16 protein-coding genes are annotated in these 15,869 nt (G+C 48.3%); 4 read left to right on the forward strand and 12 right to left on the reverse strand.

Features of this window, described 5'->3' with window-relative positions; all coding sequences use genetic code 11:
• The 8 genes from FPE01S_RS06230 to FPE01S_RS06265 are packed head-to-tail and all read right to left on the reverse strand — an operon-like array spanning position 1 to position 6,523.
• Positions 1-342 carry a phage holin family protein gene (locus tag FPE01S_RS06230; RefSeq protein ID WP_046367940.1) on the reverse strand — a complete coding sequence of 114 codons (342 nt, stop codon included), beginning with the start codon at positions 340-342 and terminating at the stop codon, positions 1-3.
• A 24-nt stretch (positions 343-366) separates the two neighbouring features.
• The gene (locus tag FPE01S_RS06235; protein WP_217998172.1) at positions 367-2,580 is read right to left on the reverse strand and encodes a TonB-dependent receptor; all 2,214 of its coding nucleotides are present in this window, start codon (positions 2,578-2,580) and stop codon (positions 367-369) included.
• A 60-nt stretch (positions 2,581-2,640) separates the two neighbouring features.
• Entirely contained in the window at positions 2,641-3,342 is a 702-nt protein-coding gene (aqpZ, locus tag FPE01S_RS06240; RefSeq protein ID WP_046368710.1) for an aquaporin Z, read from the reverse strand.
• Positions 3,343-3,352: 10 nt separating this feature from the next.
• Entirely contained in the window at positions 3,353-3,844 is a 492-nt protein-coding gene (locus FPE01S_RS06245; protein ID WP_157473908.1) for a DUF4251 domain-containing protein, read from the reverse strand.
• 21 nt (positions 3,845-3,865) lie between these two features.
• Positions 3,866-4,474, reverse strand: coding sequence for an outer membrane beta-barrel protein (locus tag FPE01S_RS24660; RefSeq protein ID WP_157473909.1), 609 nt, complete (start codon positions 4,472-4,474; stop codon positions 3,866-3,868).
• Positions 4,475-4,479: 5 nt separating this feature from the next.
• A complete protein-coding gene (locus FPE01S_RS06255; protein ID WP_046367942.1) occupies positions 4,480-5,121 on the reverse strand; it encodes a DUF4136 domain-containing protein in 642 nt (213 codons plus the stop codon).
• 53 nt (positions 5,122-5,174) lie between these two features.
• Complete coding sequence (locus FPE01S_RS06260) at positions 5,175-5,438, reverse strand: hypothetical protein (RefSeq protein WP_046367943.1); 264 nt, start codon at positions 5,436-5,438, stop codon at positions 5,175-5,177.
• 26 nt (positions 5,439-5,464) lie between these two features.
• Complete coding sequence (locus FPE01S_RS06265; protein WP_083990146.1) at positions 5,465-6,523, reverse strand: formylglycine-generating enzyme family protein; 1,059 nt, start codon at positions 6,521-6,523, stop codon at positions 5,465-5,467.
• A gap of 39 nt (positions 6,524-6,562) precedes the next feature.
• On the opposite strand from FPE01S_RS06265, the gene FPE01S_RS06270 reads away from it, so the two are divergent.
• On the forward strand, positions 6,563-7,171 hold the full coding sequence (locus FPE01S_RS06270) for a hypothetical protein (protein ID WP_046367944.1): 609 nt from the start codon (positions 6,563-6,565) through the stop codon (positions 7,169-7,171).
• Positions 7,172-7,180: 9 nt separating this feature from the next.
• On the opposite strand, the gene FPE01S_RS06275 is transcribed toward FPE01S_RS06270, so the two are convergent.
• The 3 genes from FPE01S_RS06275 to FPE01S_RS06285 are packed head-to-tail and all read right to left on the reverse strand — an operon-like array spanning position 7,181 to position 11,002.
• A complete protein-coding gene (locus FPE01S_RS06275) occupies positions 7,181-8,461 on the reverse strand; it encodes a M16 family metallopeptidase (protein ID WP_046367945.1) in 1,281 nt (426 codons plus the stop codon).
• Complete coding sequence (locus FPE01S_RS06280; RefSeq protein WP_046367946.1) at positions 8,454-9,749, reverse strand: M16 family metallopeptidase; 1,296 nt, start codon at positions 9,747-9,749, stop codon at positions 8,454-8,456. The genes FPE01S_RS06275 and FPE01S_RS06280 overlap by 8 nt, the downstream gene beginning before the upstream one ends.
• Before the next feature lie 47 nt (positions 9,750-9,796).
• Positions 9,797-11,002: an aspartyl protease family protein gene (locus tag FPE01S_RS06285; protein WP_245623951.1), complete on the reverse strand. Its 1,206-nt coding sequence runs from the start codon at positions 11,000-11,002 to the stop codon at positions 9,797-9,799.
• A gap of 187 nt (positions 11,003-11,189) precedes the next feature.
• On the opposite strand from FPE01S_RS06285, the gene mqnC reads away from it, so the two are divergent.
• Together mqnC and FPE01S_RS06295 are read left to right on the forward strand one after the other, a co-directional pair.
• A complete protein-coding gene (mqnC, locus tag FPE01S_RS06290; RefSeq protein WP_245623952.1) occupies positions 11,190-12,320 on the forward strand; it encodes a cyclic dehypoxanthinyl futalosine synthase in 1,131 nt (376 codons plus the stop codon).
• 74 nt (positions 12,321-12,394) lie between these two features.
• Entirely contained in the window at positions 12,395-12,700 is a 306-nt protein-coding gene (locus FPE01S_RS06295) for a hypothetical protein (RefSeq protein ID WP_046367947.1), read from the forward strand.
• 339 nt (positions 12,701-13,039) lie between these two features.
• Here the strand turns inward: FPE01S_RS06295 and FPE01S_RS06300 are convergent, their stop codons facing one another.
• Complete coding sequence (locus FPE01S_RS06300) at positions 13,040-13,669, reverse strand: T9SS type A sorting domain-containing protein (RefSeq protein ID WP_083990147.1); 630 nt, start codon at positions 13,667-13,669, stop codon at positions 13,040-13,042.
• Positions 13,670-13,794: 125 nt separating this feature from the next.
• Between FPE01S_RS06300 and uvrB the strand changes: the two genes are divergently transcribed.
• Complete coding sequence (uvrB, locus tag FPE01S_RS06305) at positions 13,795-15,831, forward strand: excinuclease ABC subunit UvrB (protein ID WP_046367949.1); 2,037 nt, start codon at positions 13,795-13,797, stop codon at positions 15,829-15,831.
• The last annotated feature ends 38 nt before the right edge of the window (positions 15,832-15,869 follow it).

Genomic DNA, 15,869 nt, shown 5'->3' on the forward strand with positions numbered 1-15,869 from the left:
TCAATCTTTGCTGTCGGTGGAATTCAGAATGGAAGAGCCGACTGACAGCAGGATACTGAAAAGAAGTGCCCACCAGAATCCGTCTACTTTAAACCCATCGACCACTTTTGCTGCCAGCAGAATGATGGCCGCATTGATCACCAGGAGGAACAACCCCAGTGTCAGCAGGGTGATCGGGAGACTTAACAGGATGAGTATCGGCTTCAGCAGCGCATTCAGCAAGGCCAGCACCAGGGCAAGGATGAGTGCCGTTACAAAGCTGTCGATATGAATGCCGGGAAGCAGGTAGGAAAGGCCGAAAGCAATCAATGCTGAGACCAGGAGGCGGACCAGGAAATTCATGGCTCGATTTTCAATGAATATACATTAAAAAAAGATGCTGCATTTCAGCCGGGCAAAAAACGGCGTACCGGGAGTATAACAGATTTCGGAAACGGGTGCTGGCTCATTTTTCAGCCGTGTTTGCGTATCAAACTGCGCTTCCCGCCAGTTTACATCAAAAAGATTTTCCACCTGGCATCCGATCTCCCACCGGTTACGGGAATAGCTTACCACAAGATCATTCACAAAATATCCCTGTGCAACAACACTGTTGTCTTCGTTAGCGGGTCTGTCTTTCATATAACGGTAACGCCAGTTGGCCGACAGACCTTTCAGTGGCCGGAAAGCAATACCTCCGGTACTGGTCAGGTCTGGTGCCAGGGGAATATAATTCTCCCCTTTTGCCTCATCCATTGCACGGGCATAGGCATAACTGATATCTGCATCAATGTACATCCAGGGAACTGGCTCAAAGCGGATACCCAGGTCTGCACCCATCCTCCTTGTACGACCTGAAGGCTCTACTACTGCCTCATCGCCCACGTACACAAATTCCTGTTGCATCTGTATAAACCAAAGTGCCGGCTGTATCAGGAATTTTGGCCACGGTTTGAAAATGACACCGAGGTCTGCACCGTAGGTTGCAGGCAGAATGTCCACTCCTTTCTGAGCAACCACTACGCGGGTATCATTGGAATGAAATCCCATCCCGGATTTGAAATACGCCTGCAATTGGCTATTTACACTGTGCACAATATTAAGCTTCGGACTGAAGGCTGTCTTATCAGCTGCCTGCGTCTGATAACCCGGAGTCAGCTGGTCATTGTAATTAAAAATAAAGTGGTCAACCCGAATACCCGGACTGATCCGCCATTTTCCACGCTGCCATTCCAGTCCCGCATATCCATTGATATTGGTCTCATCGATATCACCCAGGGCGAAATATTCGAACAGGCTGTCCCGTTGTGCTGTATGCTGCAGGGAAATTCCCCTGATAGCGTCGTATCTCAGGCCAAGTCCGGCAACCAGTGTCAGGTCAGAATTGTCTCCGAATAACTGTTTTGAATACCGGTGATCCATCCCGTAGATCTTTCTTTTTTCCGATTGATGAATCTGGTCGCCATGCACTGAGTCATGCAGGAAAAAAGTAAAATTGGAATAAAGGCTAAAATCGTAATTGCTGAAATAAAATGTACTGGTCCAGTTTTCATGATCTGCTATGCGGTACCGGTATTTCAGCGCCAGGTTGGTGCGGCCGGTATTGCCGCCTTCGGTTGGATCGATAGAACCCCAGCGGGGAATTTCACCTGAAGCCACAGCACGTTCCGGAATTTGACCGGATGCGTTCCATTTGCTGGTGAAGGTTGAAAACTGAATTCCCAGGCTGCTCCTGCGATCCAGCTGACCGGTATATTTCGCAAAAAGGTTAAGCCTGTTGAAATGCTGGGGCGACTCAAATGGGCCGTTGGTGCCATAATATTCACCCGCAACATAAGCCTGATGATTCTGGTCGTCTTTTTGCTGGTCCAATACTTTCAGCAAAGCCACTGTCCGGAAGGTATTGAACTGTCCTGCTTCCACTTTTACCAGATTTTTGTCAGGCCGGTCAAAGGTTGAAAGATTTACGTATCCTGCTGTAGCGAAATCACCTTGATCCACATAATAGGATCCTTTTCCAAAATCGATATCCTTAATTGTTTCAGGGATCAGAAAATGCAGGTCGGCATAACCTTGCCCATGCGCATGGCTCACCATATTAACTGGCATACCATCCGTTGTAATCCTGACATCTGTTCCATGGTCGATGTCAAATCCCCGCAGAAAGATCTGTTCTGCTTTTCCGCCACCAGCATGTTGAGCAATGAAGAGACCTGGTACTTTGCGAAGCAGATCCTGTGCAGAATTAACCGGATTGGCCTTCAGATCGATCTGGGTGATCTGTCGTATTGCCCGCCGGGAATCGGTCACGTTGACCTGGCTTAGGGTAACAGGTGCCTGGTAAAGGAAAATTATAAGGTGCCCGGTTCTGTCTGTAACAGCCGTTTCCATTGTTTCATACCCTACATGAGATACAACGAGTGTGTCTGGATAACGGGTCACGGGGATACCAAAACTTCCGTCTCCCAGGGTATGGGTATGCAGGGAAGCGCTTTTCAGGCGGACTGTCGCTTCTTCAAGCAATTCACCATTTTCCCTTGATTTCACCTGTCCCTTCAGAATTCCCTGACTATAACCAGTGGTGCAAAATACCAGTAACATCAAAACACAAACGATCCTGTACATCATTCTTCAATAATCCGCGAAGGTACGGAGGAAGCGCTATGACGCCCTGGGATAAAGCAGTTTGCTGATGACCCCCGCAATGGCTGCCCCCAATATGGGTGCTACCCAGAAAAGCCACAACTGACCCAATGCCCAGGAACCGGCAAAAAGTGCCTGGCTAGTGCTCCTGGCCGGGTTCACAGAGGTGTTGGTCACAGGTATGCTGATCAAATGTATCAGTGTCAGTGCAAGTCCAATCGCAATTCCGGCAAAACCCGGCGCAGCCAGTTTATCTGTTGCCCCGATAATGATCACCAGGAAAAAGCCGGTCAGTACAAATTCTGTAAGGAACGCAGCGGAGAGTCCGTATTTGCCGGGTGAATGTTCTCCATAACCGTTTGCAGCAAAACCTCCATCCAGGCTGAATCCTTCTTTGCCTGATGCGATGAAATAAAGCACTGCTGCACCGGCAATGGCACCCAATACCTGGGAAATGATATATCCTGGCAGGGCACTCCCCGGAAATCTGCCCGCCGCCCAAAGGCCTACGGATACCGCAGGATTAAAATGTCCACCGGACACAGGTCCCACCGCATAGGCCATTGTCAGGACGGTAAGGCCAAATGCCAGAGCGACTCCCGCAAATCCTATTCCGAGATCGGGAAATGCGGCGGCCAGAACTGCGGAACCACATCCGCCCAATACCAGCCAGAATGTGCCGAAGAATTCTGCCAGTAATTTTTGTGAAGTTGAAATCATAATGGAGGTTTTATTTTTTTTGCGGCAGGCTGCTGACATTGCCGCTGAATGAAATGGACTGACGATTGTTGCTGGTAACATTCAGTGTTCCGGCACCGTTGGAGAAAATGGTGAGGAATAGTTCGCGGACATCTGTGTTCTGTCCGCTGGGTTTGATGGTGATCTCCCGCCCTCCGTTTTTTGCTTCTTTCACGGATTGTTCGAAAGTGTTAGTTTCAAACCGGAGGGGGCTGTCACTGGTGCCGATGCTGGCGTTGTACGCCCGGCCAACATAGGGCAGGTCAACCGAAAGCTTATCCTTGTCAACCCTCACAAAATAGAGGGTATTCAGGATTCTGCTTCTCCCACCCTGTGGGTTCATCTGTGTTGCAGTGAACTGGTAGGTCTGCGAGTCTACGAGCGCTACGATATTGGCAGCGGCCGCTTCTGAGGATCCTTCTTTTGGAGTGCCGCATGCTGAACCAAGGTACAGAAGTAGTGCGGCCATGATCAAATTGCGCATATTGATGGGGTTTAGATGCAATCAGTGTTTCATGCTTATCCCCAGCTTTACCCCAAAGAATGTGGTCGAAATCAGATCCGAAGCTGCTGGCAACTGATGAAAATTACCGGCAAGCACAATCCCCCTTTGTCCATCCTTACTGAATCGTACACCAAATTCTGCATTTAGCATGAGCTGTACTCCATCTTCCTTGAATGCATATAGTCCGATATCCGTTCGCTGATTCTGATATGCGCCACCGATTCCCGCCCGTACAAAGGGCATAACCCTCGAATTCCCGGGCTTCAGATCATATTGTGCGATCAGCATCAGACCATATATATTCGTAAAATTGGTAGTATAGCCGGTATAGGTTCCCTGATCCTTCAACTCCACTGTACGCCGCCCCTGCTTGTCAGGAAAATAAAACCAGGAGAAACTACCGCCAAGGGACAACCTGTCGGATTTCGTCACATAATGGCGGCCCAGTGCACTAAAGCCTACCCAACTCGTTTTACTGACAAAATCTTTAAAGCTTCCGGTTGGAAATGAAGCCTGGTAATAAAGTTCTCCCACCTTTACGCGTTGCTGCGCCATCAACCCGCACCATGCCGTTAGCATCACCAACACCAGCATCAGTATCTTTTTCATGGGATTCATTTTAAGTAGGGTGATTGTTGGAACATCTGGTTGATATTCGTATTGATGCGCGAATTGATGTTTGCATCGGAACCTTCGAGCAGGCCATTAAGTATCCCCACCCAAACAACGGGCAATGTATCGGCCCGGGCCTCGTCCGGTTCAGCAATACTGATAAATACTGTTCCGGTGCTGTAGGAACTGCAGATCATTCCCGGCGGATAACCCCATCCCCACCCTGGCCCCCAGGCGGGAGGGTAATAACCCCAGCCTGGCCACCATCCCCAGTCACAATACCAGCAATATGCAGCACAACTGCCGTAAGCATTGGCACTGGCTGTAGGTAAAACAACCACGTCAGCCTTGTCCGGTCCGTTTTCAGAGAGGCGGGTCCAGCCAAGCGCGTCCAGATTCGTTTTCAATGACTGTAAAATCTGAGCATCAAACCGATGGTCAGGCTGATCGCTTCCAACGTTGCTGTGCACAACAGAATCCGGCATGAAATAAGTCTGAACCTTTGAAAAGTCATAATTCTTGTCGTAGTCTGTATACACTACATCATAGTCGGAAACGTATTCTGGTGAAGACGGTGTGCAGGCCGTCAACCATAACATCATTCCTATAGCCAGCCTGCTATTCCACCATTGAAGCGGCTTCATAATCGGACATTTAATTACTGAATGCTGCAGTAATCAGGCTAATCACCAATATATCAGTCGTGTGGTTTACGGGGAAGCGGTGAAGCTGGCGGAACACTGTCTTTCCTACCTGCCAGCATCGCTGCTGTATTCAAACCTTCTTTGCCGCAACTCAGCAGACTGTCTTTGTTTTTCAGGATCTCGGTGGAGCTTTCGCGGGTATAGGGACTTGTATCAGCAGGCTTTAAAGGATGAAACGCCAAAAACGTTCCCGCACCGATGCCGACGGCAACCAGTGCTGTCCATTTTAATATAAGGGATGTTGCTGCTGATTTCATAACGCTATTTAAATATACAAAAAATGCTATCGATCAGCGTTTTTTACACAACGGAAGCCAACATGGCTCATTCCGCTTTCCGGGCTGCTGGACTGCCGGGCGCTTGGCCGGTATCTCCAGCAGTAACTATCATGACACAGGAAAGAACCTCCTTTCTGTACTCTTAACGGTGTATAGGGCTGATCGGGATCATTGCTTTTAGACGGACCCTGTGGATTATCCTGCACACTGCCCGCAGGCAGCTTCTGGTATAATTCCTTGTCGTACCAGTCCTGGCACCATTCCCACACGTTGCCCGCCATATCATACAAACCATAGCCATTGGGCTTATACGAACTGACCGGAGCCGTCCGTTCATATCCATCCTGCTTCGTATTCTCTACCGGAAACTTCCCCTGCCAGGTATTGGCATATACTTTCGTATCGGAAGGCATCTCATCGCCCCAAACGAAATTCTTTCCGGCAAGCCCACCACGGGCTGCAAACTCCCATTCCGCTTCTGTCGGTAACCGTTTATTCGCCCATTTCGCATAGGCTTGTGCGTCATTCCAGCTTACCTGAACAACAGGATGATTTTCCTTTCCGCTGATATCAGATTCCGGGCCCTCCGGATGCCGCCAGTCTGCGCCATGTTTCCAGCTCCACCAATTGCGCATATCGTTTAACGGTACTGCAGTTGCTGCCATATGAAAAACCAGGGCTCCGGGTACAAGGTCTTTGGGATCAGGAGGCGGTGTTCCGGGAGGAACCTGGGCCATGATCTCCTCCAGCGTCGGCGCTTTTTCTGCATCTGTAACATAACCCGTGGCCTTCACAAATTCAGCAAATTCCGCGTTGGTCACTTCGTGGATATCCATCCAGAAGCCCTTTACCCTCGCATCGTGCGCGGGTCGTTCTTCTGCCCAGGCCATGGGATCGTCAGAGCCCATCTTGAATGCACCACCGGGAATCCACACCATTTCTTTTGGACCATCCTTTGCCGGTGCCGGCGCAGAAGAAGTAGCTGCAGTCTTCGGACGGAGCAGGAAATAAGTCAATCCCACCACCGCAAGCAAAACAATCGCAGGAAGTAAAATCTTTTTCATTACGGACAAAGATATACTTTCGTATAACAATAATTCTTTATGAAAAAACTGTTGTCCATACTCCTGGTAACTGTTATGATAGCCGGATGCAGCCCCTCCACTCAAATCGAAAAAAGCTGGCGCGATCCCAACACTACCATCAGCAACAACAGCTACAGCAAGGTGCTTTGTGTTGCCTTGCTGAGGAATGAAGCTACCCGGCGTATTGTAGAAGATGACCTGGTAAAGAAACTGAACGGTAAAGGCATTGCATCCTATCTCTATTACCAGGAAAAGGAAGTAACGGAATCCAAAGCGGCAGACCTGAAAACAAAACTGGTGGGTGACGGATTTGATGGTGCTATCGTCATGCGGCTTATCAATGTGGACAAGGAAACCAACTATGTTCCCGGTACCAGCGTTTATCCCACCTATTATGGCGGCTTCGGCGGATATTATTACAACAGCTGGTACAATTACTCCAATCCGGGTTACTATACCACCGACAAAATCTATAACGTAGAAACCAATGTCTACTCCCTGAAACAGGATAAGCTTATCTGGACCGGCGTAACGTCTACGGTCAACCCCACAAAGGCCGATAAGATGTATAACGATATCGCCGATGTAATTCTTTCAAAAATGAAATCGGAAGGATTTCTCAAATAAATAAGGCAATCACACCACGATCATCTCATAAAAATCTTCCGGACGAAGCCATTTTTCTGCAAGATGCTGCAGTGTTTCCGGTTGAATGGTCTTTATAATCTGAATGCTCTGATAGAAATGGCGTTCATCCAGGCCGTTAAGTATAAGATTTTTCCACCTTCCGATGATATGGAAAGGTCCGTCAAGATCCCCGAGGATGGTCCCCATCAGGTAATTGCGGACCAACAACAATTCCGTGTCCTCCACCAGCGATTCCCTCAGACGTTTCATTTCGTGATATACTTCCTGAACGGTAGCCTCTGAAACATCGCGTCCCGCTTCGGTTGAAATGATCCATGCCGACGTCTGCAGGTGATTCTGCAGGTAACTGTAAATCCCATAAGTATACCCTTTGTCCTCCCGTATATTATTCATCAGCCTGGAACCGAAAAATCCGCCGAATACATTATTCAACACCTGCACGCCGAGAAAATCAGGGTGATGGCGGTTGGGAAAAGGCCGTGCTATCCGGATAGCGCCCTGAATACCGTTGGGATCATTGGCGATCCTGTACTTTTTTTCCAGCGCAGGAACAACGGGGTGTTCCGGTTTTTCAGTTTCGTTGCCATGAAGCGGCAGGTCACCGAAACTTGTTTCCAGCAGTTCAAAAATATTGTGGGGAAGTTTACCACCAACGAAAAGCATGCACTTTCCGTTCCGGTAATATTTGTCGTAAAACTTCACCACATCGTCGCGGGTGATTTTTTCAAAATCTTCCTGCCGGCTGTAACGGCCGTAGGGATGATCAAATCCAAAAAGCTTCTCATCAATCAACCGGTTGGCAACAAAATCATTTTTTTTCAGGTTGACGGAAAGACGCTGCAGGCTGTTCTGGCGGAAAAGCTGCAATTCTGCGTCGGGAAATATCGCGTCGGTCAGCAATTCCCTGACCATCGGTAACAAAGATGGCAGGTGCTTGGTAAGACTGTGAAGATTCAATACCGCCGTTTCATTGTAACAGGCGCGGCTGAACGAAGCTCCGTAGTATTCGAAATGCTCGTTGATCTCAAATGCAGTATGACTGGCTGTTCCGTTTTTCAACAGGAAATTGGTCGCCGCAGCAACCAGGTTTTTGGTTTCGTAGCTGTTGCCACCCCAGAAAACCCACTCAATCTGAATTACTTCTTCAGCCCCGGCATTCACGGCATAGACTTCTATACCGTTTTTCAGAACATATTTATCATAGGGTTTAAGCCGGAGATCAAACTCTATTGCATCTTTATAAGGTGGCGCCTGTTTGCGGTTAATCATTTTCTTCTTCGTCTTCTTCAGTTATCGAAATATCTGCTTCAGCGAGTGCAGGAGACTTGGCACGGTAATATAAGGTGTGGCTATTGCCTTCCCGCAGAATTATCCGGCTTTCTTCCTGAATATCTTCTGCAGTTACAGCCTGGTATTTCTCCAGCTCGGTATTCATGAGTTGTGCATCACCCAGCAATTCATAATACGCAAGACTTGCTGCCCTGTTCATTACACTCATGTCTTCGAAAGCAAGTGTACTTTCCGTTTTGTTCTTCACTTTTTCAAGCTCCGCATTGGTTAGTCCCTCTGCTTTGAGCCTGGCCAATACAGCTTCTACAGCAGCTTCCGCCCGTTCCAGTGTAACACCGCGAACAAGTTTGCCGTCAATGCAGATTAATCCTGCATCGGACGATCCAAAATGATAGCAATCGATATTGGTGAAAAGTTGTTGTTCCTTAACGAGCGTCTGATACAGCCTTGACGATGCGCCACTGCCGAGAATATCGGTCAGCAGATCCACAGCATAGTAACGGGGATCCATACGGGAAGGCATATGCCAGGTCTTCAGGAAAGCATCTACCGGTACCTCCGCTTCAATATCCATCCGTTTTGCTTCGTGCTGTTCCGGCTCCTGTGTAATGTGACGCTGGTAGCGTATTCCTGATGGTATATCACCAAACCATTTTTCTGCCAGTTCATAAACCTGTTCTGTCACCACATTTCCGGCCACAACCAGGATGGCATTGACCGGCGTATAGTGTTTACTGAAAAACGCTTTTACATCCTGAAGGCTGGCCTCTTCAATATGACGCAATTCCCTGCCGATTGTCATCCATCGGTATGGATGCCGCTCGTAAGCCATCTCCCGCATTTTAAACCATACGTCGCCGTACGGCTTGTTCAGGTAGTGCTCCTTGAACTCTTCGCTCACCACTTTTCGCTGCACATCCAGGCTTTTCTTACTGAATGCAAGACTCAGCATCCGGTCACTTTCGAGCCAGAATGCAGTTTCAATATTGGCAGAAGGAAGCTGACAGTAATAATTGGTGAGGTCGTTGGTAGTATACGCGTTATTTTCTCCTCCCGCTTTCTGCAACTCATCATCATATTCGGGGATATTGATACTTCCACCGAACATCAGGTGTTCAAATAAATGGGCAAATCCTGTCCTCGAAGGATCTTCATCACGGGCGCCCACATCGTATAGCACATTTACCACTGCCATTGGTGTGGAAGCATCTTCATGTACCAGCACCCTTAAACCATTTGGCAGGACAAATCTTGCAAACTGGATCATAAGTCAATCGGCGCCATTAGCGGCGCGACTGCAAAAGTAACAGATGATTACTTAAGAATGTTTCCCACTTTCATGTACAGCTCTTCCAGATCGCCATCCTTTTGCCGTACCACTAGAAATTTGATCTTTTCACCCGGTTGCTGCAAAAGATTTCTGTAGGCCTGGATGTTCCGGGTCATATTATTATTTACTGCAATGATTATATCACCTTCCAGAAAGCCGGCTTTTTCTGCCGGAGAACCCTTCATGATGTCTGTCACTGTCACCTGTCCGTTGATATAATAGAAGCCCAGGCCGGTGTAGGCATAGTCAAACTGGTCCCGGTAATGCCGGTTCGGCATCAGGTAAATATCACGGCGCTCGTAGTTCAGGATAACATTAAAACGGCGAAGCAGATCATTGCCGATGAGCCCGCCGAGGTAGGGATAATTGGTGACATTGTATTCATCCGGGAAAATATAGGTCGGTACATTTTTGAACTTGTACGGACCAAGTCGAAGCTCTTTTACTGTCGTCAGCCGCATGTAGGTTTTTCCGCCCAGGCCCTCGGCCTGTGTGGTGAAGATCTTTTTCTTTTTGCTGAAGATCAGACTGTCTTCAACAAAGTCATCTGTAAGCAGCAGGGCCAGGCCTGCCCCGGTGTCGAAGAAGAACCTCGAGTTACTTGTTTCTTCATCTTTTATACGGCTGTTGGTTACCGGAATTGTCGTCAGCGAAGGCCGCAGCAGATATCCTCCCTTCGGATATTTCATGTAACCTTTGGTATAGACAAAGAGCATGGAAGTGTCATAGTCGAGCTTGACGATATAGCGGGAAAAGAAGCTGTATCCGATGATTCCGTCAATCTGCTCTCCGTAAACGCTGGTGAGAATCTCATAATCATTGATATGAAAATTGAGGCTATCCACCCGGAGGCCCGGGAAATAAAGTGTGTGGTTATTGGCAAACCGCACTTGTTTGAGTCCAGCTATTCCCCTGATGGTTTTGTCGCTCGGCTGGCTGGAGATTTTAAGTCGGTCTACTGTTGAAGAATCCAGGGAGATCCCTCCGCTGCCTGTATCGAGTATGAAGTTCAGGGAGTCAGTAAAATTATCCAGCCTTGCCCTGACCATCACAACGCCGCCGCTGTACACGCGGAAGCCGAAAGAAGTGATGAGCTGGGAAGGGGGTTGTGAAAAATATTCCTGGGCCGCGGTTGGAAGCGCAAAGGCCAGGAACAAAAAGACTGGAAATAGTTTATGCAGTTGTTTCACCGAGTCAGGTTTGGCAGAGATCGTTGAACCGGTAATGAAATTAGCATCAAAAGTTGACTGGCACAACTCCTTTTATACTTATATTTCAACCGTTTATATGTTAGTGAATTACTTTTTAGACTGTCTTCCGCAGAACTTGATCGCTTTACTGTACTTGCCTTAATTTTGTGCTCCACAACCGGCATACATGAGCATGGATTTGTCCGAACTGTACCAGAAAGCCCTGAATTTTGAGTTTCTTACCGAGGATGAAGGCATTTACCTCTTCGAAAAAGCTCCGTTGACGGAGTTAATGGATATTGCGGATCAGCTTCGCAGGATCCAGGTACCGCACGGTAAAGTAACCTGGATCATCGACAGAAACCTGAACACCACCAACGTCTGCATCGCCAATTGCAAGTTTTGCAATTTTTACCGGATACCCGGGCATGCTGAAGCGTATATCACAGACCTCGAGACTTACGATAAAAAAATCCGGGAAACCTTCCGTTACGGCGGTGAACAGTTGTTGTTACAGGGGGGGCATCATCCCGAATTGGGACTGGAGTATTACACCACCCTGTTCCGTGAACTGAAAAAAAGATTTCCGACGCTTAAGCTGCATGCACTCGGACCACCCGAAGTGGCCCATATCTGCAAACTGGAGAAGAAGTCTCACCATGAGGTATTGAAAGCACTGAAGGCATCAGGGATGGATTCCCTTCCCGGACCTGGCGCGGAAATTCTGGTGGATCGTGTAAGGAGACTGATCAGCAAAGGCAAATGTGGTTCCCAGGAATGGCTGGATATCATGCATGAAGCCCATAAACTTAACCTTACTACATCGGCTACCATGATGTTCGGTCACGTCGAAACTATCCGTGAGCGAATGGAGCACCTGGTAAAGATCAGGGATGTGCAGGCGCGGAAACCGGACAATGTAAAAGGTTTTATTGCTTTCATTCCATGGACCTTTCAGGATGTTGATACCCTCCTGGCGCGGATCCGGGGCGTACACAACCTGACCACAGGGGAAGCCTATATCAGGATGATAGCCATCAGCAGGATCATGTTGCCGAATATTAAAAACATCCAGGCGAGCTGGTTGACGGTTGGTAAGGATGTTGCCCAGCTTTGCCTGCACGCTGGAGCGAATGACTTCGGAAGTATCATGATCGAAGAGAACGTTGTCAGTGCTGCCGGAGCACCGCACCGCTTTACCTATAAGGGCATCCAGGAAGCGATAACTGCCGCCGGATTTGTACCTCAGCTTCGTAATCAGCAGTACGAATTCCGGGAGATTCCCGCCGATATCGAAGAGCAGGTGATCAATTATTGATCTGAATCAAGTTCTGGTGCAAAAATATCATTAGGTGCCGCAACCCCGTTCGGAGTTGGGTCGTCTGATTAATTATGAAGAAACTTGAACCAACCCTGCCGCTCTGCCTTCTCCTGGACGCGATCGGCTATTTCACATATGCCATACCGGTATTGGGTGAATTTGGCGACCTGCTCTGGGCGCCTGTTTCAGGTATCCTTTTCTACCGGCTTTTCGGTGGCTGGAAAGGCGCTTTGGGTGGCGTGTTCAGCTTTGCCGAGGAACTCCTTCCCTTCACGGATTTTATTCCAAGCTTCACTATTGGCTGGTTTATGATGAGACTGGGCAGAAAAAATCAGGCTGATGCTTCCCAGGCGCTAACGGTTACCAACTCCCGCTGATTTTTTTTGCTGAGAATCAACCAACTAGTATAAACGACAGAATTAAGGAGAAAAATTGAAGCCTAAAATGCAATTCCGGCATGCTTTTCGCGCAAAAAAAACCGACTGATGGAATTGGGTGTCCTTCCTGTAAGGAAAATGTATTGGTAAGCTTAGGATATCTGCCGGCAATGTGATCCGGCGGTATTGGACAAAAAAAAAGGGGTCAGAATAGACATTCAACCCCGTTTTTAAAATCCAATATCCTATGAAAAACCAATACAATAATAGAGGTTTTCACTTATATAGGCAAGTATTTTTTAAAATCGAGTATAAACACGTAGCCTGATCCGCCGGGTGTCAGTTTTTCACCAACTTCTCTGTAAGCGACTTTCCTGTTTCACTTTGTGTTAATGTAATGATATACAAGCCTTTCTCCAGGGCGGAAACATCAATTGTCTGAAGGCCGGAACGCAGTTTCAGGGTAAACCGTGATTTTCCATTCTGGTCACTGATGAGCAGGTCCAATGGTTGTTCAGAACGGATGATGAGCATATTGTCCACCGGGTTGGGATAAAAACGACAGCTCATTTCCCCTTCCATTCCTGTAGTTACAACTTTTGAGAGGTGTACCTGGCCGTCAGCTGCTACCCATTGCACGCGGTAATGATTTACTCCCCGGAGCGGCTGGTCATCAAGGAACTTGCCCTGCAAAACGCCTGAGTCCTGCCGAACCAGTCCCAACACTTCGAAAGGCCCTTCCCGAAAACTGCTCCTTTCAACCTTGATATAACCGGATTCTTTTGAAACAGCAAGCTGCCATTGCAACTGCAACCTCCCCTTTCCGGCACTTGCCGGATCATTCAGACGGATCAACGGGGATCCTGCCGGAACGATTTCGGGTTTATTGGGGGGAAAATACTCCTGCGCAGCCAGCTGCCCCCACAGGCATAGCATGGCCACGGACAATAATTGGGTTAGTAAACGCATAGTCTGGTCCGTTAGACTGTGGATAAGATGTGCACAATTATTATGCCGAAGGGTAAACGCAAGGCCAAAAAATCTATTGGATAATAGCTGTTAATCCTATTCTAAAGTGATGCGTAACTTTCCATATGCCTTTTAATATCCATTCGCCATTCGCCCCCTCCGGCGACCAGCCAGGGGCCATCCGACAGCTGATCGAAGGAATTGAAAACGGGGAACAGCACCAGACACTCCTCGGGGTAACCGGAAGCGGAAAGACATTTACCGTTGCCAATGTTATCCAGGCCGTTCAACGGCCAACACTCGTCCTTACCCATAACAAAACCCTTGTTGCCCAGCTCTATGGTGAGTTCCGGCAGTTCTTTCCGGATAATGCCGTGGGCTATTTTGTGTCGTACTACGACTACTATCAGCCCGAAGCCTATATCCCGGTGTCCGACACTTATATTGAAAAAGACCTGGCAATCAATGAAGAACTGGACAAACTCAGGCTTCAGGCAACGTCCCAGTTGCTCAGCGGCCGAAGGGACATTATTGTAGTCGCCTCAGTCAGCTGCATCTATGGCATGGGAAACCCTACCGAGTTCGAAAACGGCATCATCCGTATTCACCAGGGACAAACCATATCCCGGCAGGCCTTCCTCCATTCACTAGTGAATTCACTGTATACCCGCACCCAGACGGAGTTTACCCGGGGCACCTTTCGCGTCAAAGGTGACACGGTCGATATCAATCTTCCGTATCTCGATTTCGGATACCGCGTAACTTTCTTCGGCGATGATATTGAAGCAATTGAAAGCTTTGAGGTACAAACCGGCAAACGGATCGGAAAACTCGACAATGCAGCCATCTTCCCGGCAAATCTTTACCTGGCGCCAAAAGACCAGATGCAACAGGTACTTTATGAGATCCAGGATGAACTGGGTGCCCAGGTCGACTATTTCAAACAACAGCAGAAATTTATCGAAGCCCAGCGCCTCGGCGAAAGGGTCAATTACGACCTTGAAATGATCCGCGAGCTTGGCTATTGCAACGGGGTCGAGAACTATTCCCGCTTCTTTGACCGGCGAATGCCCGGTACAAGACCCTTCTGCCTCCTTGATTATTTTCCGAAAGACTTTCTCTGCGTGATCGACGAAAGCCATCAGACCATACCCCAGGTAAGCGGCATGTACGGTGGAGACAGAAGCAGGAAACTGAACCTGGTCGATTTTGGCTTCCGGCTACCTTCAGCGCTGGACAACCGGCCCCTGAATTTCCATGAATTTGAGTCGCTCGTTAACCAGGTTATTTATGTATCTGCAACACCCGGCGACTATGAGCTGGAAAAAACAGGTGGCGTAGTAGTGGAACAGGTTGTTAGACCGACGGGGCTGCTCGATCCTCCCATCGAGATAAGACCAAGTGTCAATCAGATTGACGACCTCCTCAACGAGATTGATCTCCGCGTCAAAAAAGGCGACAGGGTACTGGTAACCACGCTCACAAAACGCATGGCCGAAGAAATGGACAAATACCTTGGACGCATTCAGATCAAATCAAAATATATCCACAGTGAAGTGGATACGCTCGATCGTGTAGAGATCCTTCGTCAGCTTAGGCTTGGTGAAATCGATGTGCTCGTTGGCGTAAACCTTCTCCGCGAAGGCCTCGACCTGCCTGAAGTATCCCTCGTTGCAATTCTGGATGCAGATAAAGAAGGTTTTCTCCGTAATGAGAAATCGCTCACCCAGACAGCCGGAAGGGCAGCGAGAAATGTCGACGGACTGGTTATCTTCTACGCCGACCATATCACAGAAAGCATGCAAAGAACAATTGACGAAACCAACAGGAGACGGGAAAAACAAATCGCATACAATACCGAACACGGCATAACCCCAAGGACGGTCCGCAAATCTATTGAACAGGTTATGGCACAAACATCAGTGCTTGACATAAAAGGGTATGATGTCAAAAACCCTTATGCCATGGCGCCAGATCAGGAACTCGTGCAGGTAGCAGAAGAGCAGGCCGACTACAAAACCATTCCTCAGCTGGAAAAAGTAATTGCCCAGACCAAAAAAACAATGGAAAAAGCGGCAAGAGACCTCGACTTTATGGAGGCCGCCAGGCTAAGGGATGAAATGTTCCGTATGCAGGAAGAACTCGCGAAAATGAAGCAGTAGGCAATAATAAACTTATCGGGATACACAATAACACGCTC

It is taken from the genome of Flavihumibacter petaseus NBRC 106054 (genome assembly GCF_000974785.1).
In the GTDB taxonomy this organism is placed as follows: Bacteria; Bacteroidota; Bacteroidia; order Chitinophagales; family Chitinophagaceae; genus Flavihumibacter; species Flavihumibacter petaseus.

Coding starts and splice junctions, on each gene's coding strand:
- FPE01S_RS06230 (WP_046367940.1), bottom strand. CDS start 342: ATGAATTTCCTGGTCCGCCTCCTGGTCTCAGCATTGATTGCTTTCGGC.
- FPE01S_RS06235 (WP_217998172.1), bottom strand. CDS start 2,580: ATGTTACTGGTATTTTGCACCACTGGTTATAGTCAGGGAATTCTGAAG.
- aqpZ (WP_046368710.1), bottom strand. CDS start 3,342: ATGATTTCAACTTCACAAAAATTACTGGCAGAATTCTTCGGCACATTC.
- FPE01S_RS06245 (WP_157473908.1), bottom strand. CDS start 3,844: ATGCGCAATTTGATCATGGCCGCACTACTTCTGTACCTTGGTTCAGCA.
- FPE01S_RS24660 (WP_157473909.1), bottom strand. CDS start 4,474: ATGAAAAAGATACTGATGCTGGTGTTGGTGATGCTAACGGCATGGTGC.
- FPE01S_RS06255 (WP_046367942.1), bottom strand. CDS start 5,121: ATGAAGCCGCTTCAATGGTGGAATAGCAGGCTGGCTATAGGAATGATG.
- FPE01S_RS06260 (WP_046367943.1), bottom strand. CDS start 5,438: ATGAAATCAGCAGCAACATCCCTTATATTAAAATGGACAGCACTGGTT.
- FPE01S_RS06265 (WP_083990146.1), bottom strand. CDS start 6,523: ATGAAAAAGATTTTACTTCCTGCGATTGTTTTGCTTGCGGTGGTGGGA.
- FPE01S_RS06270 (WP_046367944.1), top strand. CDS start 6,563: ATGAAAAAACTGTTGTCCATACTCCTGGTAACTGTTATGATAGCCGGA.
- FPE01S_RS06275 (WP_046367945.1), bottom strand. CDS start 8,461: ATGATTAACCGCAAACAGGCGCCACCTTATAAAGATGCAATAGAGTTT.
- FPE01S_RS06280 (WP_046367946.1), bottom strand. CDS start 9,749: ATGATCCAGTTTGCAAGATTTGTCCTGCCAAATGGTTTAAGGGTGCTG.
- mqnC (WP_245623952.1), top strand. CDS start 11,190: ATGAGCATGGATTTGTCCGAACTGTACCAGAAAGCCCTGAATTTTGAG.
- FPE01S_RS06295 (WP_046367947.1), top strand. CDS start 12,395: ATGAAGAAACTTGAACCAACCCTGCCGCTCTGCCTTCTCCTGGACGCG.
- FPE01S_RS06300 (WP_083990147.1), bottom strand. CDS start 13,669: ATGCGTTTACTAACCCAATTATTGTCCGTGGCCATGCTATGCCTGTGG.
- uvrB (WP_046367949.1), top strand. CDS start 13,795: ATGCCTTTTAATATCCATTCGCCATTCGCCCCCTCCGGCGACCAGCCA.